Source organism: Vibrio xiamenensis (genome assembly GCF_900100015.1).
Taxonomy (GTDB): domain Bacteria; phylum Pseudomonadota; class Gammaproteobacteria; order Enterobacterales; family Vibrionaceae; genus Vibrio; species Vibrio xiamenensis.
The window spans coordinates 1-23,527 of record NZ_FNDD01000009.1; the positions used below are offsets into that span (position 1 = coordinate 1).

Sequence of the window (23,527 nt, forward strand, 5' to 3'; positions counted from 1 at the left end):
ACCTTGGCAAGGTTGCGCTCTTGCGCTGACGCAATATCACCTCCAAATCTCTCATCCAATTGCTAGATGACAAACACAAATCACAAAGCGCTAGAAACCAAAAAGCCCCGACTTTCGTCGAGGCTTTGAAATTTGGAGCGACACACGAGGTTCGAACTCGTGACCTCAACCTTGGCAAGGTTGCGCTCTACCAACTGAGCTAGTGTCGCATCGTGTAACGGGCTTTGCCCTGTCAACGAAGCGTACTTTACCTGAGTGATTTTTTTCGTCAACAGAAATTTTAAGCCATTAAAATTGTTTGGCTATTTTTTGATCTTAACGCTGTTTTTTTTAGCACAGCGACGGCAAATAAAACGCCGCGTTCACTCAATAAGACAGGCGCTTAGCGCCTGCCGATAAACATTACAAAGACAAGTTGCCTGCCCCAGCATTGCTTTCTAATGACGCTTCAAGCTCGTCTGTAGACAGCAAACTGTAGTTATAAGGCACAGTCCAAGATAGATTGTCGGTTGGAATATCACAATCATCTAAGCTAAGCGCGTTGCCGTTGAATACAGAATCATCATCAAGTAATGAGCTGTTGCTCTTTTTCACCGAAACCAATTTGCATTTCTTGCTGTCTTTTAGGTTGTCGATGTTGAAGATGTTTTTCTCAGAGAAGATCGAACCTTCATAGCCAAGACCAAACGAATACATATAGCCGTATGTATCGTCTTTGTAATCGCCTTCGAACAAGTTGTTGAACACGTGAACCTTACCAAAGCGAACTCGCGGCGTACGTTGAATAATGCTGCTAAAGATATTGTTAGCAAGCGTTACTCGAAGATGACCGCTGTCTTCGCTTGAATTGCTCTTGCTGTGGCCGATCAGCATCGTTTTGTTGTGATTTTTAAAGATAGAGTTAGACACAGTCACATAATCACTGCCGTGCTTAATATCGAGCTGACCATCGTGCTGCACATACTCTTCACCATCGACTTCTTCATAATCGGCATCAGTAAATGAGCCATCATCGAACGTTACGTGGTCAACCCACACGTTGGTGGAATAAGTAATGGTCATGCTATCCCATTCCGCATTCCAACCGTCTCCATCTTCATAATGTGGCTCAACATCGACTGGGGTTTCGATGCTGATATTACGAATAATGACGTTTTCAACTTTCGATACCACCAGCGAACCATTGGTAAAACCGGCGTCGCTGGTCACCCCGATGATGGTGGTATCTGCAGGAATTTTGATTTGTGAACGGCTCTTTTGATCGTCAAAGTCGGTGTATTCTTCACCGTCACTGATATCAATGGTACCGCTGATTTGGATGATACGTGGTTCACCTTTATCTTCTTTCAATGCTGCTTTGAAATCAGTCACATTTGAAACAAGGTAGATATTGTCGCTAACGGCATCCGCACCGCCAGTCGTGCCGCCATTTTCAGTCGCATAGCCAATATCAGCTGCAGTAAGCGCTTGATTAGTAGAAAGTGATGCCGCATGGGCAGTGTGAAGCGCCATAGAACCAGCCACGGCTAGGCTAAGTAAAGATAATGATAAGTGCTTTTGAGACATTGTTAGTGACTCCTGTTTTTCTATATTAAGTTACGGGGGAGTATTTAACGCCTTATTTTTATTGAGAAAATAAACACAAAATCTCATTTTATAAAATAAAAGGCGCTTGTTTTTACCACCCTAAAAAAAACAAGAAAACCAAATCATGTTATCGATTACACCATTTCAGATCTGTGCCACAGGTATGGCGAATTGGACTAACAAAACCGTCAGCAATTTGCGCCGATTGGGTATAACAACTGGTTTATGACTCGTAGCAGCGCACGCAAAACGTGACAAATCGAGTCAGCGAACAGCGCTGCCGAGCGCGCAATCATATTTCGCACCAACCGCCTGATACCAGATAGGCGATCGGCGTACAAATTTAGTCAATGCCATCAATCATCAACACGCTGTAGTTGGCACCCAAATTACGATGCGCTTTGGCAGCTTGATATTCTGGGCTGTAATACCAACGCTTCGCGGCCTCTTTATCGGTAAACGATAAAATGACCGCCCCTTCAGCACTTGGGCCTTCTAAAACTTCCAGCTCACCATAAAACGCCAGTGGTGTAATCTGGTGACCATCGCGCGCTTTACTCGCTAGCGAAGCGTACATGTCCATCTCGGCTTGGTCTTTAGTGTCTTGGCGGACAAAAACCACGTATGTTGTCATCACAATCCCCTTTTAAATGGCCAGGCGCTGATCATCATCGCTACTCACCTGACGTGTTGTTAATTAGCTGCGGCTATTTCTAGCGCTACTTTTGCGCGCGCTCTCAGCTGGGAGCTTACTCGTTTCTTACTGTTTAAAAAGCAAAAGCCCACCAAAAGGTGGGCTTACTACTGTAATCGATAATGTTTACACAATCACGATTAAAGAACAGTCAGTGTCACGTCGATGTTGCCACGAGTTGCGTTTGAATATGGGCAAACTTGGTGCGCTTTCTCAACGAGTTCTTGTACCAGTGCTTTATCCAGTTCAGGAACGGTAATGCGCAATTCCACTTCGATACCAAAACCTTGAGGAATTGGACCGATACCCACCAAGCCTTCGATGGTCGCTGCTTCTGGAATTTTCACTTTTTGTTGTGAAGCAACCAGTTTAAGTGCGCCCATAAAACACGCTGAGTAGCCAGCTGCGAAAAGCTGCTCAGGGTTAGTACCTTCACCACCCATGCCACCAAGTGCTTTTGGGGTCGTCAATTTCAAATCGATTTGTTGGTCGTCCGCTGTTGCGCGTCCGTCACGACCGCCAGTGATTGATGCTTGAGCAGTAAATACGGTTTTTTCTAAAGACATAACATTACTCCGTTTTCCGGTTTGATTCGTCATCGGTGCTGAGCCAACTCAGCACCCTAGTATCGTTATCTCAGTGGTTATCAAACCACTTCCCTACTCAACGCGATACCACTTTAAAAAGGCGTTAAGTCATCGATGGAGTTAATACTAGTCGCCTTTACTTTAAATTGCAAGCAATTAAATTGTGCACAACTTAAAGTAAAGATAAAAAGCGAATCGCGTTCACTAGCGCAATAATTCAACGTCGGTATTCGGTAACTCGCGCATCGCGTGCTTAGGAGAATCGCCAAACAGCTTTCGATAGGCAGTAATAAAGTTGGCACTGTGATTATAACCGGCCAAGCTTGCCGCTTCACGAATCGAGATATGCTTCTGCTCAAGCAACTCTTTCGCTTGATGCAGTTTCCGTTCGCGTAAATAGCGATTAAGGCTCATACCTAACTCTTTACGCGCAGTACGTTGCAAGGTTGACAGGCTCATACCAAGATCTTGGGCAATATCAGTCAGGGTTTTGCCTTCGGTGGTTTCATCACGCAAGTACACTTTAAGCCGCGTCGATTGAGTTTGCTCTTTGTCACTGGTCGCCAGTGGCTGCTGTTTTAGTTGGGTTAATAAGTTGTCCCACACCGACAGCACAAACGCTTCGCGCAGCATCGCTTCAGATTGACTGTGGCTGCTGGTTAAATTGAGCGCTTCGGCAAGTTGACCTAAATGCAAAGGTAACGACCAATCAAAACGCGTTAAATGAGTACTAAACGCTCGTTCAAACGCGATTTTATCTTTCGTTTTTAGCTTTGAATCTACCCAAGTTAGCGACATCGAAATGACAATACTGCGACTACGAACGTAGGCTTTTGCCGCTCCCTCCACCAAATCAGATTGCGCATAATAAATGGCGGTAGCGGTGACCGGCGCAGATTTTTCATAACGGCAACCTTTGAGCTCATGCCTTTGACCATATCGCATCAACGCTTTACTCTCGAGTGGCAGAGCGATAATCAGTTGCGGCGTTAATTGGCGCTGGCTACTGAAATCTGCCTTATGAACGATGTCCTTGTTATGAAACAACACACCCTCTTCAACGAACAGATTTTCCACTCTTCCGGTAAACAAGCCACGCTTACGAACTCGCGTATCCGGCAAAATAGGTTGACTCATGATGATTTTGACCGTTTTGAATAATTAAATGAACATGCCGCAATATTATCTCGCCACATTGAGTGATATATTAACGCCAAATAAAAGCAAATGAAAATAATTATCATATAGATTTAAGGAGTTAATATCATGATGGTCAATAAGGATGCGGTGGTACGCAGTCGAATCTCCCTTGCAGTTGCTCTGGCGCTGAGCGTCAACACCTATGCAATGGCAGATACCAAGGCCGACAGCGAAAACGTCACTGAAGACGAAACCGTCGTGGTTTATGGTAACCCACTTTATGGCATGGCCCCATCAGAAGAAACTGGCGGCTACAGTGTTGATTCCGCGACTATCGGCACTAAAACCCCTGCGGCATTAAAAGACATTCCGCAGTCGGTGTCGGTTCTGACCAATGATTACATCGAAGAGCGCAACTTTGTTGCTGTCGATGATCTGGCAAAAGCCACCCCGGGTCTTCGTACTCTGATGAACGACAGCGGCCGCTCATCGATTTTCTCACGCGGTTACGAATACGATGAAGTGAGCTTAAATGGTCTACCATCACCAATGCAAAGCCGTTACGGTAACCTACCAGCACTCGCCGCAGTTGACCGCGTTGAAATCATGCGTGGTCCATCAGGGCTATTTAACAGCACCAGCGAATTAGGCGGCGTCATTAACATGGTGCTTAAACGCCCAACCGAAGAATTTAACGCGTCAGTCACTGGTCGTTACGGTTCTTGGGATCGTCATTATTTAGAAGCTGATGTGGGCGGCGCGCTTAATGAAGCGAAAACGTTGCGCGGGCGCTTTGTGGTTGCGAATGCCGACATCAAAAACCAAACCGACTACAACGATAACGACAACGGCACATACTACGGTACCCTTGAATACGATATTAATGACAGCACCCTAGCTTCTGTCTATGTGCTGCACCAAACCAAAGACATCGTACCAACCAACGGTCTGCCTGCGTACAGCGATGGTTCGCTGCTTAACATTGGCCGCAGCACCTACCTAGGCTCTGCCGATGACAACTTTAATGCCGATACTACTGATGTCGGCGCGTCATTGCAGCACACCTTCCGCAATGGCGGCGTTGGTCAAGTGTCGATGCGTTATCAAGATCACGATGTATCGTTTGAACAAACCTACACCAACGGTGCTGTCGACGAAGACGGTAACACAGGTTTGATGTTTGCCGCCTCCGCAAACCAACAGAAAAACTTCGCCGCCGATGCCAACTACAGCCAAACCTTCGATATGCTCGGTAATGTCAGCGAGTACGTGGTCGGTGCCGATTACAAACGTTATGAATCCGATACTCAAAGTTACACCAACAAAAACTTTGTTTCGTCGATCAACGTGTTTGATTTCGATCCAAGCAGCGTGACCACACCCACTTACAGCTACACCAAAAATGCCTATCAAGAGAGCTCCGAGTTTGGTCTGTACGCCAAAGCCACTTGGCGCTTAATGGAACCACTGGCACTGATTACGGGTGCTCGTCTATCTTGGTACGATCTTGAGCTAACCAACACCACATTATCAACGGGTGCGCAATCGACTGACACCGATTCGATCAACGCCAAAATCACACCGTATGCGGGTTTGGTTTACGATTTAAACGAAACTCATACTCTGTATGCAAGTTACTCAAACGTGTTTAAGCCGCAAACCAGCCAAGATGAAGATGGCAAAATGCTGGATGCTCGTGAAGGTCATCAATGGGAAATGGGCGTGAAATCATCGCTGTTTGATGGCGACCTGAATACCCGCGCCACCGCGTTTATCATGGAAGACCGCAACATTGCGGCGCAAGCTTATGACGAAGACGGTACCGCGATCAGCAACACTTACGTTGCAACAGGTAAAGTGGAAACCAAAGGTATCGAGCTTGAAGCCACCGGTTATATCACCGAAAACTGGATGACGATGACTGGCTATACCTACACCGATATCGTCGAACTGAGTGGCGATCACAACGGCAAATTTGACACCATTCCAAAGCACTCACTATCGCTATGGACCGATTACCATCTCGCTGACTGGGTTCCTGGTTTGCACATCGGCGGTGGTATGACTGCACTGAGCGATTTCAGCTTTACCAAAGGTTCGGTGGAAACCAAACAAGCGGGTTACGCCATCTTTGATGCGGCGATTCGCTACGACGTGACGCCAAATCTCACCGCATCGGTCAATGCTTATAACATTTTCGATCGTGAGTACTACTACCGCGTCGGCTCTGTTGCCACCTTTAACATGTACGGTGCACCTGCCAACTTTATGGCTGGCTTCACCTACAAATTTAACTAATTAACACCAGCGTAAAGTCAAAAGCAGGGAGACAGTTCCCTGCTTTTGGCGTTGAGGACACCTTGTGAAAAAGCTTCTTGCCAGTACCTTTGCTACGCTTCTCAGCACTCAAGTGGTTGCCGAGCAACCATTAACTTATGCTGAGCTGTTTAACCATCCGTCAACCATTCTCAATGAAACACGTCAATACAGCGTGCATCTGCCCAGCGATTACCAGCGCAATAAACATCAGCACTACCCTGTGGTGTATTTGCTCGATGGTGAAAATCGCATGCTGCAAGTGTCCGGCATCATTCAGTCCTTTCAAGGTGGCTTAAGCCCCAATGTGCCAGACATGATCATCGTTGGCGTCCACAACACCAACCGCATGCGCGATTACACCCCGACGCACTCACTGACACTGCCAAGCGGCGACGCTGGCCCTGGTTACGCCGAGACAGGCGGCGGACGTCAGTTTCTTAAGTATCTGACTGACGAATTAATTCCGATCATTAACGCTCAATATCGCACCGCTAAGCCAAATATTATGATTGGTCACTCCCTTGGCGGTTTAACCGCGCTGGATGCGATGAGTTTGCACACCGACGATTTTCAGGCTTACATTTCTATCGACCCAAGCCTGTGGTTTGATTATCCGAATTACTACAGCTATTTAGAGAAGTCGTTTGAGCAACCATTTAAAACGCCAGTGTCTCTTTACTTAGCGATGGCAAATAATCCGTTTACGCCTGGTATTGGCCGTTCCAATTTCCATCGCGACCACCTGCTCAATTTCGCCAAAAAAATCGCCCCAGATACGGATGAAAAGAACCTTTATCTGAATAGTCATTATTTTGAAAACGAGAACCACCACACCGTGTATCACTTGGCGGTGTATAACGGTTTAAGTTGGTTGTTTGATGGTTACGGCTTGAATACAGCGCCGAGAGAATTGACGTTAGAGAAGGTTCGCGACCGTTATCAAAGTCTAAATTTGCGTCTCCATAGCGATCTTAAGCCTGACCAAAGTTATTTAAAACTGCTCGAGAAAAAAGCCGCGCGCTGGCCGAATATGGAAATACCCGCCGATGAAGTAAAAAAAATCGACGCCTATTTTTACCCTGCCAAGCAGTAGTTGATAAAGCTGCACTTCTCATCTGAAAGCCAACAGCAGCGCGAGTTAATTCGCCAACTCGCGCTGTTTGACACTGTAATTAAAACGGAAACGCTGCGTGCATTTCACTGGCCAACAGAGTTTTTAGCATTTGCAGGCCTTGTTTGAATCTGGCTTCGGAGCTTATCGACATCAGCGACAGACGCACATAATTGGTCGCAATGCCCGATACCGAAAAGTGGTTACCACTTTGCAGCAAAATACCGAGATTTTTTGCTTCCATCACAAACGCTTCTGGAGACCAATGGTTCGGTAGAGGCAGCCATACGTGATAACCGCGGGTGCTGCGAACTTGTGGGCCTAATATCTCTTGCGCCAACGCTTGACGACGCTCGGCTAATTGACGCTGATTGCGTGCCAAACGAAACGCATCTCGAGTTTCGATCAGCTGATCCGCAGTGGCATAACCCACTGGCGATGCCAACCAAACATTGGCACGCAGATGTGCGTTAACTTCACTGACCATACTATCTGGCAGCTTCAGAAATCCGCAGCGCAAAGATGGGCTAATCGCTTTCGACAAACTACTTAAATGAAAGGCGCGATGAGGGATATAGTTGGTGATAGCACTTATCGGCTGCGGATTTAAAAAGCCAAATACATCATCTTCGATAAGCCAGCGACCGGTATATTCGATCACTTCAGCGATCTCTTTGCGCCGCACTTCATCCATGCTCACACCAATCGGGTTTTGATGCGATGGCGTGACAACTACGACCTTAGGCTGATAGTGAGCAATCACATAGCGTAAACTTTCCGGTGACATACCACGCTCATCAAGCTCGACGCCCACCAGTTTTCTACCCAGCAGTTTTGCCACTGCGATAAGCCCAGGATACGTATGAGATTCGACTGCAATCGTATCGCCAACATCAGTCAGCATCAGTATCAGCAGCGACAGCCCGTGCTGAGCGCCATTGGTGAGAACGGTGTTATGGACACTGCCTCCTTCCAATCCATAATGCTTCGCCCAAGTCACACCGACTTTGCGATGCGCTTCGTGTCCTGACTGGTCGGCATAGCTAAGCAGTTGCAAGTCCAAATAACGGCTGGCCTTTTCCATCGCCTTTTGTAGATAGGGTAAATTGCTCGCCAAATAAGGCTGAATGATCGAAAAGTTATACTCGGCATTTTCCTCATCGTGGCTATCGGCTTGTCCGGCGAGTGGTTTGACAAAAGTACCGCGGCCAACAAAAGACTCAACGCGACCTTTTTCCGCCAATAAATTGTATGCTTTCGCAATGGTTGTGGGGGTGGTATCAAGGTCATCAGCTAAAATGCGATGAGGGGGTAATTTGGAATGGATTGGATATTCACCTTGGTCGATTCGCTGCTCAATCTTATGTGCTATTTGTCTAAATTTCGTTTCGCTCACCGCCTACTCCTAGCTCAGCCAATCTTTTATAAATTACAGATGCCAGTTTACCCCGTCACATTGACATAGCAAATAATTTACAAACCTACATTGACCTAGGCAAAGACTCAAAATATACGCCTAATGAAATAGGTAACTTTTTGATTTTATAACGCTAATCAGGCAGTTACTGCTATTGATAAACCACCAAACAGCGACGAATAAAAATGCACTCATTCTTATTAATAAGTCATACACATTGATTGGCATTACACATACAAATAGCGATTGTGTTCAGGATATTTTATGGCATGATGTCATGTCGCCGCTGGCGCATGTTTCACTCTTTTGCTGTAGACCATTTGGAGAGTTCACTGCATGAATACCGCTTTACTGGGTGTTTTCATTCCAACTTTTTTCTTTGTTTCTATCACCCCGGGTATGTGCATGACCTTAGCGCTTAGTTTAGGCATGAGCATTGGCTACAGACGCACGTTATGGATGATGATTGGTGAGCTGATTGGCGTGGCGGCGGTCGCGGTCGCTTCTGTTATCGGCATCGCAGCAGTTATGCTCAAATACCCATGGGTGTTCGTGGTATTTAAACTGATTGGCGCTAGCTACCTGCTCTATTTGGGTATTCAATTGTGGCGTTCAAAAGGCAAACTCGCGATCAGCGACAACCTTGAACACGTACAAACCAACAACGACTGGGATTTGATCGTTCAAGGATTCGTTACCGCGATTGCCAATCCAAAAGGTTGGGCATTTATGATTTCGTTGTTGCCACCATTTGTCGACCAAAGCCAAGCATTGATGCCGCAACTGACGTTTTTGGTCGGCATTATCATGATTTCCGAGTTTGTGTGTATGACGCTCTACGCCACAGGCGGAAAAGGACTCAAACGCGCCTTAGGTAAAGCAAAAAATGTACGCTTGATGAACCGAGTCGCGGGTACTTTAATGGTCGGCGTGGCGATATGGCTGTTTATGAGTTGAGCCTATCTGCAAGCAGAAAAGCCAGGTTTAATACCTGGTTTTTTTACGCCCGATGTTTACCCGCTGTTGCTATATCTTGATTAGCACGCCAATAAAACCAACCAAACACTAAACATTAACCCGACAACAAAAACAATTAGAACACTGATCAAATATATTTTAAAAACATCTAACCCAACCAATAAAACCGCAGTTTATTCATAATAAAGTTGCAATAATCGCCTAAAATCTGATAGCATTCGTTAAAAATTAATATTCGAACACTAAACAAATTAAATTTTAAACAAAGGATTTAGTTGCTTTCCTACTTCTAAAAAGCATAGAGAACTAACTATTAAGACCTTGTTATGGAAGATGTATTAAAGAAATACAGTATTGAAACCACCGACTATCAAGTCGGCCAAGATAACGTTCAAAAGTGGGGATTTGACGTTCACAATCCCGTTTTTGGTATCAGCGCAGGACTCATCCTTCTTTTCCTCGTCACACTCATGTTTGTGGATCCGAGCGTTGCCAAACAAACCCTAAACACGATAAAAAACGGCATCATTGAGGATTTCGATTCACTATTTATGTGGTCAGCCAACTTGTTTGTCATTTTTACCTTTATCGTGATGCTTTCGCCGCTCGGCAAAATTCGCATCGGGGGTAAAGATGCTGCGCCAGACCACTCTCGTGGTTCATGGTTAGCCATGCTATTTGCTGCGGGTATGGGTATCGGCCTGTTGTTTTGGGGGGTTGCAGAACCCACAGCTTACTTCACCGACTGGTGGGGTACGCCACTAAACGTAGAGCCACTAACGCCAGAAGCCAAGTCACTTGCGATGGGTGCAACCATTTTTCACTGGGGCATTCACGGCTGGGCGATTTACGCAATCGTCGCGCTTGCGCTGGCTTTCTTTGCCTTTAACAAAGGTCTGCCACTTTCTATGCGTTCAGTGTTCTACCCTATCTTTGGCGACCGCGCTTGGGGCTGGCTTGGACACATCATTGATATCATGGCGGTACTTGCGACGCTATTTGGCTTAGCCACCTCTCTTGGGCTTGGCGCACAGCAAGCCACCAGCGGCATCAACTATGTATTTGGTACTGATGGCGGTTTTGGCATGCAATTGGGCGTGATTGTATTTGTTACCCTAATTGCCATTATGTCGGTGGTACGCGGCATTGATGGCGGAGTCAAACTGCTGAGTAACATCAATATGGTGTTTGCTTTCTTGCTACTAGTGTTTATCACTGTGGTGTGTTTCGATATTGCGGTTGATTCAATTCCTGCCACGCTGACTGGTTATGTGGAAAACATCATCGCTCTGAGTAATCCTCACGGCCGCGAAGATGAAACTTGGATGCACGGTTGGACTGTCTTCTACTGGGCGTGGTGGATTTCATGGTCACCATTTGTCGGTATGTTTATTGCTCGTGTGTCTAAAGGCCGCACCGTACGTGAATTTCTATTTGCTGTGGTATTTATTCCAACCATCATGACTATTATCTGGATGGGCATTTTTGGCGGCATCGCACTTGACCAAGTCGCCAATCAAGTGGGTGAACTGGGTACTAAAGGCCTGACTGATATTTCGCTGACGTTGTTCCAAGTCTACGATCAACTGCCTTACGGCCATGTGATTTCGATTATCTCTATTGCGCTGATCCTGGTGTTCTTCATTACCTCATCGGATTCTGGCTCACTGGTTATCGATAGCATCACTGCTGGTGGTAAAGTTGACGCACCGATTCCACAACGCATTTTCTGGGCATCGGTCGAGGGCGCTATCGCAGCGATGATGCTATGGATTGGCGGCACCGAAGCCCTGCAAGCACTGCAATCTGGTGTGGTTGCCACTGCCCTGCCGTTTAACTTTGTATTACTGCTGATGTGTGTCAGCCTAATCAAAGGTCTACGCACCGAACTACACCTTTACAAAGTAGCTTAAGCTCATGTTTTAAAAAGCTTTAAATACAAAAAGCCACCTAAAGGTGGCTTTTTAGTTTGTGTTTAACAAGTGAATTAACGCCAAAAATACGCTATTGAAAATAGGCTCGAAAAACCAACACTTAAGGCCAGTGGAATGATCAAGTAGCTATGCTGACGCAGCTTTAATGTTCCCTTAGGCAGAGCAATCACAAGCCTGACCAAAAAATAGTTGTAGGCCAACAGTGCTAGATACAACATAAAACCGGTATAAGCACCGATATGTAGCTCAATACACAGCGTTGCAATTAACAGCATATAATTGGCGAGCGTTAACCATGCGAGCCAGCGGCGTTTGCGTTTGATCATCCTTGTTCCTTTTCAGTCCATTACTGGCGAGCGGTGCTGCGTTTTAACGCATCGACAGCACTGGTTGGTTGATTGTTTGCCGCAGCTTGTTTTGCGACGCTGTGCTCGCGATGGATTGAGTTCATCATCGCCTGATCACCACCAACGGTCTGCGCTGGCGTCAGCAGCTTTTTATACACTTTTTGCAACGACTGCTGCGCTTCGCGGGTAAGTACAAACAATTCAATACGGCGGTTCTCACTGCTTTTCGGATCGCTTGCATTAAGCGGCGCGGTATCCGCCATTCCTGAAACTTGGAAGATGCGTTGCTCACTCACCCCTCCTTGATTGAGGAAATAGCGCGCGCGGTTGGCACGTTCGGCCGACAATTCCCAGTTGGTAATTTGCGATCCTTTAAAACGGCTGGCATCGGTATGGCCAGTTATGACCATCGCATTCGATACGCGGCCAAATATCGGCGCCAAATTAAGCAACAGATCTTGGTAATACGGCGTCATGCGTGCACTACCGCGATAGAACATACTGCCCTTGCTGGAATCAGAGACCACGACTCGCAGCCCTTGGGCTGTGATTGCGACCGTAACGCTGTCGGTCATGTCGAGCTCATCTATTTGCTGCTGCATCTGCTGCGAAAACAGTTCCATGTCTTGCTGACTGTCGATTTCACCTTCAATTAACGAAGTATCTTCAATGCGGTGCAGATCGGCGTCATAGCGACTGGTTGCAACTTTCGGCAGCATAATCGGGCTCACCGAGTTGCCCAGCCCTTCACCGCTGTTATTGGGTTCGATTTCGCCGGTTTGAAAATAAGTGACTAAGCGTTTGCTATCTTGGGTATCCATAACTTGCAATAGCCACAAAATAAGAAACAAACACATCAAAGAGATCATCATATCAGCCATCGCCACTTTCCAGCCGCCATGAGCCAAATTTTTCGCCTTTCGCTTTTTCTTCTGAACGATAGTGATGCCACTGCTGCTCATAGGCTACCTCAAACTTTCAACGGCTTTTTCAAGCTCAGTAAAGCTTGGTTTCAGGTGCGCTTCAATGTGTTTACGGCCAGCGTTAACACACATGTGCGGCGACAGATTCTGACAGTAACCAGAGATGACAGAACGGATACACTGCAGCGGCGCAACTTGATCTTCGGCCACTTCATGAATAGCGCTCGACAGGGGTCCAAACATACAATAACAACCAAAAATACCGGTGAATGTCCCCACTAGCGCGCCAGAAATGCTCTCACCAATCACGCCAACATCGGCGTCAAGGTGCTGCATGGTAAGAATAATACCCATGACCGCCGCCAAAATACCGATGCCTGGCATCGCCTCAGCCATAGTATGCATTTTTTCCGAAGGCTTTTTGCACTCTTCGAACAGCACTTCAATCTCTTCTTCTAGCGCCGCTTCAATCTCGTGGGCAGACAACTTAGAACTGATCACTTGGCGGAACGAATCGATAATAAAATTGAGTGTCTGTTCATCGGCCATGATGGTTGGGTATTTACTGAAAATGGCGCTCGATTGAGGATTTTCAACATGAGTATCAAGGGCCTTGAGGTTTTGCATTTTCACCACGTTGATTAGCTCAAACATCAGTGATAACAAATCGTTATAGTACTGTTTGTCGTAAATGCTTTTACCTAGGCTGAGCTTAATTTGCTTAAGCATTAGTTTCAGCGTCGCGGTTTTACAACTGATGATCAAACCGAAAATCGCCGAGCCAAAGATGATGGCAATTTCCGACAACTTCACCAGCGAACCGATGCGGCCACCGTGAAGGATAAATGCGCCGCCCACCACCACTAAGATGCCGATAAAAGAGAGTATTTGCTTCATTGTCAGTAATCCTTCAATCGAGTTTTTAACGTCTCGATTCCTTTGTGTTTTAAGCGGTGAACTTTGATGTCGTTAAGTTCAAGAACCAATGCGGTCTCTTGCGTGCTGAGCCCCTCGACATACATTAAATACATCACTTTACGTACCTCTTCGGGCAGTTTATTCAGCTCATTTTCCACTAGCAGTTGTAGCGCTTCGCGCTCGTTGTCTTCATCGCAACTCGATGCAATGTTAAACAATTCAACATCATCACTGAGCACCATATCTGCCATGGCATCTTGATAATCTTGATGGCTAATTTTGAGCCCGCGGCACACCTCAGAAATGGTTGGCGTTCGACCAAGCTTACCCATCAAAATTGACTCAGCTTTTTTGATCTGATTGCTCAGCGTGCGCTTGTCGCGACTGAGATAATCGCGCTGGCGAAGTTCATCAATGATCGCTCCGCGAATGCGTACTGTGGCTGAGCGCAAAAAGTCGTCATTGACGATGTGATCGAACTTTCGCAGCTCAGTCACAAAGGTAATTAATGCCGTCTGTTTTAAGTCTTCCAACGTTGCCTCGTCGACCACGCCACGGTAACGAGATAAAGCGCGATGAATCAGAGCCAGATGAGATTGCAAGGCTTGTGACTCCACCGCTGCACGCTGCGCCTCGGAGCGTGTTTCAGTTTTGTGATAGGCGTTTCTTGCAAATAACATTTACTGATATACCGCCTTAGTCACTAATACTTCACGTACATTCCAGCTCACTTCTTGCTGTAATACATGGCTGAGATCTTGTTGAACATTCATCACTAAGTTGCGATCACGGTAGTACTCTTGCGGCATCACACTTAACGTACGCAAAATCTGGTTTTTGATGCGTGGAATATCGCGTTCAAGCGCTTGTTGATTTAGCTCAGGTGTAAACAAGGAAATATCTAGCAGCAGCAGGCTTTGACGCTTACTGTAGTTAATTGGCACCAAAATATTGTTCACCGCCACTTCCACGGTTGGCGCACGTAAATCGATAGGATTTGGGCTGACCACCTCAGCGCTTGGCAAAGCAGGTGCACTTTGCGCAGTAAGCAGCGGCAGTTGAATTCCCGCCATATTTAAGCCAATTACGCCACCTAAAGTGACGATCACCGTGCCGACAATCGTTATCAGTAATTTGTTCATGTTATGCTCTCGCAAGTTCTTGTTCTATTAAGCTTTCATGAGTTTGATTGGTATTTGGGGCGGACGCCAAAATGGTCTGTTCGCCGTCACTGGCTGCCGCATAATGCTCGCTGTTGTGAGCCGTGTTTTGCGTATGGTCTGAAATCGACACATCCACATGAAGAAAGTTTTGCTCAACCAATTCGGCGCGCAGTCGCTCAGAAGTCATTTGAATCGACTCTCGGGTCGCTTGAGAAGACGCATTAATTTGGACATGTAACTTGTCGTTATCGAATTTGACCACCAAATCGATTTTGCCCAGTTCAGGCGGATCTAAGCGAATCGTCGCAGTTGGGGTTTTGGTATTCACTTGCAATGAAATTTTATCCGCCATCATCGCACTGAGCTGCTGGCCCATATCTTTAGCGCTGATGTGTTTATCTAATACCGCTTTGAAATTGAGATTGGTCGTGTCGCGCGAAACCGTGCTGTGCTGACCTAACTCATGGCTATTGGCGTTGGCTTTACTCACTGTGTCTTGGATTGTGAACTCCGTCAGTGGTAGCTTAGCCTGAGGGCTCGAAATCACTGCAGATAACGCTTTATTGGTTTGCGCCGCACTAAGCTCAGCACCGTCGTCACTAGGCAAAGTCGACTGACCGCCAACCAATTGCGCCAAGTTCAGCGTCGATACGGGTTCGCTCGTTGGTAAAGTCGAAGCTTCAAAAGACTCAGTCAAATTTTCACTGCTTAAGGCTGCGTTAAAACTCATCGGTTGAGCAAGTGAACTGGCACTTTCAAGCGTCGATGACACTTGGCTTTGCGCATCAAAATCACCACTTGGCTCAGCCAATACTGCACACTTAGCTTGCGCGGCAAACGAGCGACATAGCGCACCTGAAGAGGATTTATCACTCAGCAGTTGGCCAAAACCTGACGGCGCAGCGCCATTTTGACCATTTGCTCGCACACCAGAATCAACGACATTGACATCAAGCGCCGCTTGTTTGAAACCTTGGATCATGATGACTGACTCAATTGAATTTTCTTGTACGCCATGTCGCGCGCTTTGTTAGTGTGCATACCATTCATTTCCGACTCGAGGCTATCCATTTTGTTTTGGATCACTTGCGAGGCCGCAACGTGCACCGACTTAAGCTTTGCCAACATAGCAACCATCTCGCTGTCACTGCGATCCGCAATCGGCAACTTACGTTTTAAAATATTCACGCAGCGCTCGATGCCTTCGATATCCTCGCGCTCGGCACATTGACGGTAATAGGTGGTGAGTTTTAACCAATCTTGTAACTGCATAGGCTATATCAGCTGCATCGCGCCTTCCCAACCTTCGCGAAGGTCGGTAAGCGGTTGTTTCAGTTCAACCAGCACGCTGGCATCCAAATCTTTTGACGCTTGGAACACCACCGCGATGCTGTGCTCATAGAGGTTATGAATGTTATCGATAAGCTCATTGCTGTTGTCGAGATCCAGTGAGGCATCCAGCGCGGTCAAGATGTCGATGATCTTCTGCGCCGCATTGGATTTTTTCTCAAATTGCTTTTCTTCAATGGCGAAAATCATCGTATCAAGCTCTTGATCTAAGCGCTGATGAAGCATGCAGATAAGTTCAAAACTGTTAGAAACTGAGGCGTTTGCCTGCACCTGAACGTTGGCATACGCCGATTGCTGTTGATTACCGAGTAGCATTCGAACCTTCCTAAAATAAGCTGCTGATTGAATCCATCGAATTCATGATGGTGTTTAATTGGGTGTACTGCGCCAGATAGCGTTTGTAGTACATGTCATATTTGGCATCGAGGCGGTCAAGATTGTCATTGACGCGATCTTGCTGAGCACTGATGCGCTCTTTCTGGCGATTGAGCGAACCACTGGTGTAATCGGCATATTGCTCGATGGTGGTTTCCATGGTTTTAAATAACCCCTCATCGCCACAGAAAATAGTTTCTAAATCGTAAAGTTCTTGGGCTTCTTTAAACTTGTCACTGTCGAGTTCGAGCTTGCCTTCTTTATCCAGCGATAAGCCAAGTTCAAACATACTGACGCCATAATAAGAGCCGCGAATCAAACCGTTGAGCTTAGACTCAATGCCGCGAATCGAACCATCTGAGGCCAAAACGCCGCGCTCTTCTGAATCGCTCCCCGAACGCGTTGCGGTATCCAGCACCGAAATCACTTCGTTGTAAGCGGTGATAAATTCGTTAAGCACACTAATGGTTTCATCAGAATCTGGGCCGATGGTGAAGTTAGTCGATGCTGAGCCGACTTCATTAGCCTGAGTGAGCGTGATATCAACGCCAGGGACGATGTTTTCAAAGGTATTGCTGGCGTTGGTTAACTGCACGCCGCTGCCTTGATCGCCAAGCCAGATGATCGCATCTTGACCGGATTTAATTGGGCTCGAGTTACCATCACTAATGTTTTGATCAATCTCGGCATCGCCGGTGTTCGCAGTAATGGAAAACAGGTTCTCTGCGCCAGTTTCTTCTGAGCTAAACAGCAGCTTCATTTCGCCGCCAGAACGCACTAACGTGGCGTTCACCATGCCATCCATTTCTTGGTTGAAATAGTTAACGAACTCTTGATAAGTCACCGTTCCATCGCCGCTGCTGTCTGCATCGGCAACATTGATGGTGTAAGTCTCACCTTGAAATTCAATGTCCATGGTGCCGGTAGACACAAACGCATCGGTCGGTTCAGCGCCCGAAGTATTCACCGCAACTTGGTGGGAAGTGGCCTTTTGCTCAACAAAAATATCCATGTTGATATTTTTCGCGTAGCCTGCGGCATTAACCGAGAAATAGTCTTCCGAGGAGAGCGACACCGAACTTTGCTCAAAAGAGCCACTCGGTTTGGTGAACTTGTAAATAATGTTATCGAGAGAGTCCAAAGCGCTGTCGATTTTAGTAATCATGCTACTTTGGCTTTGCAGTAGAGTCAGACGCTCCTGATTACGCGTCTGAGCAGCATACACCTCGTAATAAGCCAGTTGCTCAGCCATGGATGCGGCGTCGATATTCATACTCTTCCTTCTCTAAAAACGGCGCGACATCAACATCGCGCGGTGAAACCGTATAATAGGCGGCACGAAGCAAAAATGGATTCCTGCCGCTACTGATATTGGTGTAAGAATTACCTTAGAACCGAGATAATCAAAGGCGCCAAGGCTTTTGAGCCACTTAAATTTTTCACCCCATCGGGCTGTTGCATTTGAGCTTTCGACTGAGCGCCAGCTTCAATCGCAACTTGCGGATCAAGACGCGGTTCAATCGCTGCGTACTCATCACTCAGCGCCGCACGCGCTTGGTTAAGCTGGGTAATCAAACCGCCTTCACCGCCAAGCAACACATTGACCTCATTGGCCGAACTCAGCTCAGTCAATTCCACTTTAGCCAGCGTGCTGGCAATCGAGGCTATCGAGTCAGCGTTGTACATCACCGTCACTGGCTCTTCATGACCCTCTTCCACGGTGTCTGTCTTAACCGCTGGCTTTGTGACGCTGGCATTCACGCCCAGCATCTGCTCAGCAAAACGATGACTGAGTTCATAAAATGCCGCTTGGAGTTTGCTGACTTGCTCGCCACTTGTGGACTTTTGGGCGGTATTGGCAAGGCCGTTCATGGCGTGCACCAGATCGAGCAGCTCATCAAGCTCGGCTCTGGCTTGCTGTTTTTCGCGCGCCGAATTGAGCGCCACTTGCAAAATATGACTCGCCTGCTCGCGCTGATTAAACCGCTCTGCGAGGTCAAGCTGATGTTGGTTGTGCGTAGCGCTGCTGGCTGGCGTGGACGCCACCTCAGAAACCGCAATCGGTGTTGCCAGCGAGTTTGGCGCTAAACTTGGCTCGCTGACTGGCGGTGTGACAGGTGGAAAATGGGATGAAATGGCCATAGCACTCTCCTAATAAGCCGTTGAGGATCATCAAAAAAGGGGGGTAAAAAAATGAGTAGAAATCCTAGTGATAAGTTGGCTATAAAAAAGTCGGCGTAAAAACGCCGACTGCTTTCAATAACCGCTGGTGATTAGCCCAACATTGACATCGCAAGTTGAGGGATGGTTTTGGTTGCGCTAAGCATTTGCGCGCCCGATTGCATCAACATTTGGTTTTTCGACATCACACCAGACTCTTTGGCAAAGTCGGTATCCATAATGCGGCCTTTAGAGGCATCAACGTTTTCAGACATATTCGCTAGGTTATTGATGTTGTGCTCTAGGTTATTGATTTGCGCACCGAAAGCTGAACGTGCTGCGCCTAAGTCTGAAATAAAGCTTTCCAAGTTGTCCATTGCAGTACCTGCACCTGTAGACAAGTTTTGGCTCGCTAAACCACTTACAGCTGTCTCCAAATCGCCAATTTCACTGCTCACATCAACATCTAACGTATCACTAGAAGACGCACCAATTTGGAAAGTTACTGAACCTGATCCAAATGCACCCGCAGAGCCGATTAACTGCTGACCACCAAAATTAGTGCTGGTTTGCATATCACCCAATTGAGTTGCCAATGCATCAAACTCAGATTGAAGCGCGGTTAAGTCTTCTGCACTGTTGGTACCGTTGGCTGCTTGTGTTGCTAAGTCGTTCATGCGGTATGCGATGTTGGTCATCTCGTCCATCGATGCCTCTGCGGTTTGCATCATTGAAATCGCATCTTGTGAGTTACGCATCGCAACCGACATACCGCGAGATTGCGCTTCTAGACGGTTGGCGATTTGCAGACCAGCAGCATCATCCGATGCAGAATTAATACGGTAACCGGTTGATAGACGCTCCATAGATGTAGACAGCGCATTGTTAGTGCTGTTAAGCGTATTTTGAGTCACTAGGTTTGCGTAGTTAGTGTGTAGGGAGATAGCCATAATCTGTGTCCTCTAATTCATTGGTTGGATACTGATGTGTACCCGGTTCACTTTTTTATTACGGCAAGATAAGAATTTTTATTTCTGGAAAACTTCAATTATTTTGCTTTGCAGAAAAATCTGACAAGGCATGATTAAATAACTGACAAGCTGAATAATTTAAATTATCTAAATAGAGAAAATAAAAAAGCCGATATTCATATCGGCCTTTTACATTTATATTTTCGACTAAATAACCGCGGTTATTTAATCATTTTTAAGCTTAGATTAGCCTAACATCGACATCGCTAGTTGAGGGATGGTTTTGGTTGCGCTAAGCATTTGCGCGCCTGATTGCATCAACATTTGGTTTTTCGACATCACGCCGGACTCTTTGGCAAAGTCGGTATCCATAATACGGCCTTTAGAGGCATCAACGTTTTCAGACATATTCGCTAGGTTATTGATGTTGTGCTCTAGGTTATTGATTTGCGCACCGAAAGCTGAGCGTGCTGCACCTAAATCATCAATAAAACCGGATAGAGAATCCATCGCTGAAGCAGCATCAGTTTCTAAATCTTCTGAACTTAACGCCGTAACAGTACCCGCTAACCCTGCAACTTCCCCGCTAACATCTACTTCAAGAGTATCGGAAGAAGAAGCGCCGATTTGGAAAGTTACCGATCCAGCGCCAAATGCGCCACCTGTACCAATCAATTCTTGACCACCAAAATTAGTGCTGGTTTGCATATCATTTAATTGAGTGGCCAATGCACCGAATTCTGATTGTAGCGCGGCTAGGTCATCTGCACTGTTGGTACCGTTAGCTGCTTGGGTTGCTAAGTCGTTCATGCGGTATGCGATGTTGGTCATTTCATCCATCGATGCTTCTGCGGTTTGCATCATTGAAATCGCATCTTGTGAGTTACGCATCGCAACCGACATACCGCGTGATTGCGCTTCTAGACGGTTGGCGATTTGCAGACCAGCAGCGTCGTCCGATGCAGAGTTAATACGGTAACCGGTTGATAGACGCTCCATGGATGTAGACAGCGCATTGTTGGTGCTATTAAGCGTATTTTGAGTCACTAGGTTTGCGTAGTTAGTGTGTAGGGAGATAGCCATAATTGATATCCTTTTTTAGTGGCTCGCCGTGAGCCTATATTCAGTTGAGCGATAACAAAATTCGAGGCGTTGATTCGATAACTTATCGCGTTCACCCATTTAAAACGGCGCTGACCAAAAGTTTATTTCAAAAAAAATTAAAAAAATCGCAAGTCACTTAATTAATTGGATTTATTTAATTATTTAACCATTACCAAATCCAGTAGCTTTAATTTTTGGTGTAGGATTCGACCTTAGGGTTATCATCTTTTTCCGATAGTTTTATTTATTCAGAAAAATAAAATATGCCTCTTATTTATTACTTGCCGTTTTTATTAAAAATCAAAATGGCAGTTGGCAATTAATAACGATGAAAAATAAATCATGTTAAAAGGCTTGCAGATTTTTAATTCCAAACTCGCGATTCCTATCGTATTGCTGATGATACTGGCCATGGTGATTCTGCCACTGCCAGCGATTCTGCTTGATGGCTTCTTTACCTTTAACATCATGCTGGCGATTGTGGTTTTGCTGGTCAGTAGTACGGTCAAACGCGTGCTCGATTTCTCCGTATTCCCTTCGTTGCTGCTTATCGCGACGCTACTGCGTTTAACGCTCAACGTTGCCTCGACGCGAATCGTGCTGCTGCAAGGTCACAATGGTGGCGATGCGGCGGGTAAAGTGATTCAGTCGTTTGGTGAAGTCGTGATCGGCGGCAGCTATGTGGTCGGTATCGTGGTGTTTGTGATCCTGATGATCATCAACTTCGTGGTTATCACCAAAGGTGGCGAACGTATCTCTGAAGTCTCGGCACGTTTTACCCTTGATGCCCTACCCGGCAAGCAGATGGCGATCGATGCCGACTTAAACTCTGGCAATATCGACCAAGAACAAGCGCGTTTGCGCCGCAAAGAAGTTGGAGATGAAGCCGAGTTTTACGGCGCAATGGACGGTGCGAGTAAATTTGTTCGCGGCGATGCGGTTGCGGGTTTGATGATTCTGTTTATCAACTTGATTGGTGGTGTGCTGATCGGCATGTTTGAGCACCAATTAACCGTCGCCGAAGCCTTTCAAACATACGCCCTACTGACCATTGGTGATGGTCTGGTGGCACAGATTCCTTCTCTGCTACTCGCCACCTCGGCAGCCATTATCGTGACCCGCATCAGCGACAATGACAACGATATTGCTCAAACCGTGCATAAACAGATCCTGGCCTCGCCTTCGGTGCTATTTATGACCGCTGGGGTGATGTTTATCATAGGTAGTGTGCCGAACATGCCACATCTGGCGTTTTACAGCTTTAGCTGCACCATAGGTTTTGTGGCGTGGCGTCAAAGCAAACGTCCAGAACCGAAAGCCGAATTGGTCGATGATATTGAAGCGCCGCTCGACAATAAAATTCTCAAAGAGCAGCCGCTTGACTGGTCAATCATTCCGCCCGTCGATGCGATCTCGTTAAGACTTGGGTTTAAACTGGTACCTTTGGTGACCAATCAGCAGCAAAATTCACTGCTTAAAAGCATTCGTGGCTGTCGTAAAACTCTCAGTGAACAAATTGGCTTTGTGATTCCCGAAGTGGTCATTCGCGATGACCTCGCGCTCAAACCGGCCGAATATATGATTTTGGTTGATGGCGACGAAATCGAACGCGGAGAAGTCTACCCAGATATGCTGATGGCCGTGGGGCCTGGTGTCACTTCCACCAATATTGATGGCACACTTGGCGTCGATCCCGCTTATCGCCTGCCTGCGCTTTGGATCTCGCCAAACGATAAAACCAAAGCCATTAACCTTGGTTACCAAGTCATTGATATTCATGATGTGATTGCGACACACGTCAGCAAAGTGTGCACCGAGCACCTCGACGGCATCTTTAACTATGATGATGTCAAAGCGCTCAATCAACGTCTGAGTACCGAGCATCCAGAGCTGGCGGAAAGTTTGAGCGCCACCATCACACCTAACTTACAAATGATGGTGATGCGCCACCTGCTGCAAGAGCAAGTGCCGATCATCAATGTGCGCGCGATTGCGAATACCTTGATTGAAAGCGGCGATAAAATCAAAGACCCGCTGCTGCTGACCGCCAACATTCGTGTGGCGCTCAAACGCACCATCATCAATTTAGTCTCACCCAATTCCAAACTGGTGAATGTGTTTACGCTAAGCGCCGAACTCGAGCAAGATTTAAAAGCGGCGATCACGCTGGCTCAGCAAAACGACCCAAATGCACCGCTTGACGGTATTCCGCTCGACCCAAGCATTTTGCAAAAATTCCAAAACCGCATGCCGTCAATTCTGCAAACTATGCAGACTCAGGGGATGAACCCAGTGCTGTTAGTCACGCCAGTTGGCAGACCGATTATCAGTAAGCTGGCACGCGCGTTTGCTAAAGGGCTTATCGTGTTGTCGTTTAACGAGATCCCTAACGAATATCAAATCAACCCGCTTGGACAAATCGATTAACCTTCGATGCCGTGTAAGCTGC

General features: G+C 46.7%; 22 protein-coding genes and 1 tRNA gene. 5 read left to right on the forward strand and 18 right to left on the reverse strand.

Annotation, left to right across the window (positions count from 1 at the left end):
- Positions 1-133: 133 nt before the first annotated feature.
- The 5 genes from BLS03_RS08965 to BLS03_RS08985 all read right to left on the reverse strand — a co-directional run bounded on the left by BLS03_RS08965 (position 134) and on the right by BLS03_RS08985 (position 4,005).
- Positions 134-209 (reverse strand) — tRNA-Gly (locus tag BLS03_RS08965).
- Between the two features lie 193 nt (positions 210-402).
- Complete coding sequence (locus tag BLS03_RS08970) at positions 403-1,566, reverse strand: pectate lyase family protein (protein ID WP_093272528.1); 1,164 nt, start codon at positions 1,564-1,566, stop codon at positions 403-405.
- A gap of 364 nt (positions 1,567-1,930) precedes the next feature.
- The gene (locus tag BLS03_RS08975; RefSeq protein WP_093272535.1) at positions 1,931-2,221 is read right to left on the reverse strand and encodes a DUF1330 domain-containing protein; all 291 of its coding nucleotides are present in this window, start codon (positions 2,219-2,221) and stop codon (positions 1,931-1,933) included.
- Between the two features lie 200 nt (positions 2,222-2,421).
- Positions 2,422-2,847, reverse strand: coding sequence for an organic hydroperoxide resistance protein (locus BLS03_RS08980; protein WP_093272538.1), 426 nt, complete (start codon positions 2,845-2,847; stop codon positions 2,422-2,424).
- Positions 2,848-3,072: 225 nt separating this feature from the next.
- On the reverse strand, positions 3,073-4,005 hold the full coding sequence (locus tag BLS03_RS08985; RefSeq protein ID WP_093272541.1) for an AraC family transcriptional regulator: 933 nt from the start codon (positions 4,003-4,005) through the stop codon (positions 3,073-3,075).
- Positions 4,006-4,134: 129 nt separating this feature from the next.
- On the opposite strand from BLS03_RS08985, the gene BLS03_RS08990 reads away from it, so the two are divergent.
- Entirely contained in the window at positions 4,135-6,306 is a 2,172-nt protein-coding gene (locus BLS03_RS08990; RefSeq protein WP_245696634.1) for a TonB-dependent siderophore receptor, read from the forward strand.
- A 64-nt stretch (positions 6,307-6,370) separates the two neighbouring features.
- Complete coding sequence (locus BLS03_RS08995) at positions 6,371-7,420, forward strand: alpha/beta hydrolase (protein ID WP_093272544.1); 1,050 nt, start codon at positions 6,371-6,373, stop codon at positions 7,418-7,420.
- 79 nt (positions 7,421-7,499) lie between these two features.
- Here the strand turns inward: BLS03_RS08995 and BLS03_RS09000 are convergent, their stop codons facing one another.
- Positions 7,500-8,834, reverse strand: coding sequence for an aminotransferase-like domain-containing protein (locus BLS03_RS09000; protein WP_093272547.1), 1,335 nt, complete (start codon positions 8,832-8,834; stop codon positions 7,500-7,502).
- A gap of 357 nt (positions 8,835-9,191) precedes the next feature.
- On the opposite strand from BLS03_RS09000, the gene BLS03_RS09005 reads away from it, so the two are divergent.
- Both BLS03_RS09005 and BLS03_RS09010 read left to right on the forward strand, forming a co-directional pair.
- Positions 9,192-9,812: a LysE family translocator gene (locus BLS03_RS09005; protein ID WP_093272550.1), complete on the forward strand. Its 621-nt coding sequence runs from the start codon at positions 9,192-9,194 to the stop codon at positions 9,810-9,812.
- 347 nt (positions 9,813-10,159) lie between these two features.
- Positions 10,160-11,746, forward strand: a complete 1,587-nt coding sequence (locus BLS03_RS09010) for a BCCT family transporter (protein WP_093272553.1) — start codon at positions 10,160-10,162, stop codon at positions 11,744-11,746.
- Between the two features lie 74 nt (positions 11,747-11,820).
- Here BLS03_RS09010 and BLS03_RS09015 read toward each other — a convergent pair whose 3' ends face one another.
- From BLS03_RS09015 to lafA (BLS03_RS09070), 12 genes are all read right to left on the reverse strand, one after another.
- Positions 11,821-12,093 (reverse strand): hypothetical protein, encoded by a 273-nt coding sequence (locus BLS03_RS09015; RefSeq protein WP_093272555.1) that lies wholly within the window; start codon positions 12,091-12,093, stop codon positions 11,821-11,823.
- A gap of 20 nt (positions 12,094-12,113) precedes the next feature.
- Complete coding sequence (locus BLS03_RS09020) at positions 12,114-13,076, reverse strand: OmpA family protein (RefSeq protein ID WP_093272558.1); 963 nt, start codon at positions 13,074-13,076, stop codon at positions 12,114-12,116.
- A 3-nt stretch (positions 13,077-13,079) separates the two neighbouring features.
- Positions 13,080-13,934 carry a flagellar motor stator protein MotA gene (gene motA / locus BLS03_RS09025; RefSeq protein WP_093272561.1) on the reverse strand — a complete coding sequence of 285 codons (855 nt, stop codon included), beginning with the start codon at positions 13,932-13,934 and terminating at the stop codon, positions 13,080-13,082.
- 2 nt (positions 13,935-13,936) lie between these two features.
- The gene (locus tag BLS03_RS09030; protein ID WP_093272564.1) at positions 13,937-14,635 is read right to left on the reverse strand and encodes a sigma-70 family RNA polymerase sigma factor; all 699 of its coding nucleotides are present in this window, start codon (positions 14,633-14,635) and stop codon (positions 13,937-13,939) included.
- Complete coding sequence (locus BLS03_RS09035) at positions 14,636-15,097, reverse strand: flagellar basal body-associated FliL family protein (protein ID WP_093272567.1); 462 nt, start codon at positions 15,095-15,097, stop codon at positions 14,636-14,638.
- A 1-nt stretch (position 15,098) separates the two neighbouring features.
- Positions 15,099-16,100 carry a flagellar hook-length control protein FliK gene (locus tag BLS03_RS09040; RefSeq protein ID WP_093272570.1) on the reverse strand — a complete coding sequence of 334 codons (1,002 nt, stop codon included), beginning with the start codon at positions 16,098-16,100 and terminating at the stop codon, positions 15,099-15,101.
- Complete coding sequence (locus BLS03_RS09045) at positions 16,097-16,390, reverse strand: hypothetical protein (protein WP_093272573.1); 294 nt, start codon at positions 16,388-16,390, stop codon at positions 16,097-16,099. The genes BLS03_RS09040 and BLS03_RS09045 overlap by 4 nt, the downstream gene beginning before the upstream one ends.
- A 3-nt stretch (positions 16,391-16,393) precedes the next feature.
- Entirely contained in the window at positions 16,394-16,783 is a 390-nt protein-coding gene (gene fliS, locus BLS03_RS09050; protein WP_093272575.1) for a flagellar export chaperone FliS, read from the reverse strand.
- Positions 16,784-16,793: 10 nt separating this feature from the next.
- Positions 16,794-18,116 (reverse strand): flagellar filament capping protein FliD, encoded by a 1,323-nt coding sequence (gene fliD, locus BLS03_RS09055; RefSeq protein WP_093272578.1) that lies wholly within the window; start codon positions 18,114-18,116, stop codon positions 16,794-16,796.
- A gap of 110 nt (positions 18,117-18,226) precedes the next feature.
- The gene (locus BLS03_RS09060; protein ID WP_093272582.1) at positions 18,227-18,985 is read right to left on the reverse strand and encodes a hypothetical protein; all 759 of its coding nucleotides are present in this window, start codon (positions 18,983-18,985) and stop codon (positions 18,227-18,229) included.
- Between the two features lie 131 nt (positions 18,986-19,116).
- A complete protein-coding gene (lafA, locus tag BLS03_RS09065) occupies positions 19,117-19,953 on the reverse strand; it encodes a lateral flagellin LafA (protein WP_093272584.1) in 837 nt (278 codons plus the stop codon).
- 267 nt (positions 19,954-20,220) lie between these two features.
- A complete protein-coding gene (gene lafA / locus BLS03_RS09070) occupies positions 20,221-21,057 on the reverse strand; it encodes a lateral flagellin LafA (RefSeq protein WP_093272587.1) in 837 nt (278 codons plus the stop codon).
- Positions 21,058-21,420: 363 nt separating this feature from the next.
- Between lafA (BLS03_RS09070) and BLS03_RS09075 the strand changes: the two genes are divergently transcribed.
- Positions 21,421-23,505, forward strand: coding sequence for a flagellar biosynthesis protein FlhA (locus tag BLS03_RS09075; protein ID WP_093272589.1), 2,085 nt, complete (start codon positions 21,421-21,423; stop codon positions 23,503-23,505).
- The last annotated feature ends 22 nt before the right edge of the window (positions 23,506-23,527 follow it).

What these genes read in the sequence shown, in the direction of transcription:
- BLS03_RS09020 (WP_093272558.1), bottom strand. Translation starts at nt 13,076, where the DNA reads ATGAGCAGCAGTGGCATCACTATCGTTCAGAAGAAAAAGCGAAAGGCG.
- lafA (WP_093272584.1), bottom strand. Translation starts at nt 19,953, where the DNA reads ATGGCTATCTCCCTACACACTAACTACGCAAACCTAGTGACTCAAAAT.
- lafA (WP_093272587.1), bottom strand. Translation starts at nt 21,057, where the DNA reads ATGGCTATCTCCCTACACACTAACTACGCAAACCTAGTGACTCAAAAT.
- BLS03_RS08970 (WP_093272528.1), bottom strand. Translation starts at nt 1,566, where the DNA reads ATGTCTCAAAAGCACTTATCATTATCTTTACTTAGCCTAGCCGTGGCT.
- BLS03_RS08975 (WP_093272535.1), bottom strand. Translation starts at nt 2,221, where the DNA reads ATGACAACATACGTGGTTTTTGTCCGCCAAGACACTAAAGACCAAGCC.
- motA (WP_093272561.1), bottom strand. Translation starts at nt 13,934, where the DNA reads ATGAAGCAAATACTCTCTTTTATCGGCATCTTAGTGGTGGTGGGCGGC.
- BLS03_RS09010 (WP_093272553.1), top strand. Translation starts at nt 10,160, where the DNA reads ATGGAAGATGTATTAAAGAAATACAGTATTGAAACCACCGACTATCAA.
- BLS03_RS09035 (WP_093272567.1), bottom strand. Translation starts at nt 15,097, where the DNA reads ATGAACAAATTACTGATAACGATTGTCGGCACGGTGATCGTCACTTTA.
- BLS03_RS09075 (WP_093272589.1), top strand. Translation starts at nt 21,421, where the DNA reads ATGTTAAAAGGCTTGCAGATTTTTAATTCCAAACTCGCGATTCCTATC.
- BLS03_RS09030 (WP_093272564.1), bottom strand. Translation starts at nt 14,635, where the DNA reads ATGTTATTTGCAAGAAACGCCTATCACAAAACTGAAACACGCTCCGAG.
- fliS (WP_093272575.1), bottom strand. Translation starts at nt 16,783, where the DNA reads ATGCTACTCGGTAATCAACAGCAATCGGCGTATGCCAACGTTCAGGTG.
- BLS03_RS08985 (WP_093272541.1), bottom strand. Translation starts at nt 4,005, where the DNA reads ATGAGTCAACCTATTTTGCCGGATACGCGAGTTCGTAAGCGTGGCTTG.
- BLS03_RS09045 (WP_093272573.1), bottom strand. Translation starts at nt 16,390, where the DNA reads ATGCAGTTACAAGATTGGTTAAAACTCACCACCTATTACCGTCAATGT.
- BLS03_RS09040 (WP_093272570.1), bottom strand. Translation starts at nt 16,100, where the DNA reads ATGATCCAAGGTTTCAAACAAGCGGCGCTTGATGTCAATGTCGTTGAT.
- fliD (WP_093272578.1), bottom strand. Translation starts at nt 18,116, where the DNA reads ATGAATATCGACGCCGCATCCATGGCTGAGCAACTGGCTTATTACGAG.
- BLS03_RS09015 (WP_093272555.1), bottom strand. Translation starts at nt 12,093, where the DNA reads ATGATCAAACGCAAACGCCGCTGGCTCGCATGGTTAACGCTCGCCAAT.
- BLS03_RS08990 (WP_245696634.1), top strand. Translation starts at nt 4,135, where the DNA reads ATGATGGTCAATAAGGATGCGGTGGTACGCAGTCGAATCTCCCTTGCA.
- BLS03_RS09005 (WP_093272550.1), top strand. Translation starts at nt 9,192, where the DNA reads ATGAATACCGCTTTACTGGGTGTTTTCATTCCAACTTTTTTCTTTGTT.
- BLS03_RS09060 (WP_093272582.1), bottom strand. Translation starts at nt 18,985, where the DNA reads ATGGCCATTTCATCCCATTTTCCACCTGTCACACCGCCAGTCAGCGAG.
- BLS03_RS08980 (WP_093272538.1), bottom strand. Translation starts at nt 2,847, where the DNA reads ATGTCTTTAGAAAAAACCGTATTTACTGCTCAAGCATCAATCACTGGC.